The organism is Mesorhizobium sp. P5_C1 (genome assembly GCF_054049815.1).
The window spans coordinates 1-857 of sequence record NZ_JBFULQ010001179.1 but is presented as its reverse complement, the minus strand read 5'-3'; the positions used below and the strand labels follow the sequence as shown (position 1 = coordinate 857).

The window sequence follows — 857 nt, the reverse complement described above, 5'->3', positions numbered from 1 at the left end:
CCGCGGCCGCTTGCGGATTGACCTGCACACGGATCGCCGGCTTCTGCTGGCCGCCAATGCCAACAAGACCCACGCCGGAGATTTGCGAGATCTTCGGCAGCAGGATGTTTTCCGCGTAGGCATCGACCATCGTCAGTGGAAGGGTGTCGGATGTCAGCGCGAGCACCAGGATCGGAGTATCCGCCGGATTGACCTTACGGATGGTCGGCGGATAGGGGATGCCCAGCGGCAGATCTGGGCTTGCGGCATTGATCGCCGACAGCACGTCAACCGCGGCGCTGTCGACGCTGCGGCTGAGGTCGAACTGAACGGTGAGTTGTGTGCTGCCTAGCGCGCTGGTCGAAGACAGCTGGGTCACGCCGGGGAGTTGGCTTATCTGTTGCTCAAGCGGGGTGGCTACCGACGACGCCATGGTTTCGGGATCGGCGCCGGGCAACTGCGCTGACACCTGGATCGTCGGAAAGTTGACGTTCGGCAATGATGCGACTGGCAGAAGCCGGTAGGTAGCCAGCCCACACAGCAGCAGACCCGCCATCAGCAGGCCTGTCGCGATCGGCCGGCGAATAAAAGGGGCCGAGACATTCACGGGATTGCCTGCTGCACTGCGCTTTGCAGGGCGGCTTCATCAGCGGCTTTGCCCCGCAGCACTTGAACGGGGACGCCCTCCACGAGCTTGTATTGCCCGTCGACCACGACCGTTTCGTTCGCCTCGAGACCCGAATCGATAAGGGCTTGTCCCTCGGTCAACTGGGCAACAGTGACAGGCCGTATCCGCGCGGTTCCATCAGGTGCGATCACGTAGACATAGGAGCCGTTTGGACCTTGCTGCACTGCCGACCCGGCTACCGTCAGCCCCC

Annotated in this window: 1 protein-coding gene and 1 pseudogene; both read right to left on the bottom strand. The window is 62.9% G+C overall.

Annotation, left to right across the window (positions count from 1 at the left end):
• The coding region (locus tag ACXJ7R_RS34730) for an efflux RND transporter permease subunit (RefSeq protein WP_457155738.1) at window positions 1-586 on the bottom strand (586 nt) is incomplete at its 3' end.
• A pseudogene (locus tag ACXJ7R_RS34725) lies at window positions 583-857 on the bottom strand (efflux RND transporter periplasmic adaptor subunit); the annotation flags it as partial. The pseudogene ACXJ7R_RS34725 and the gene ACXJ7R_RS34730, both read right to left, overlap by 4 nt.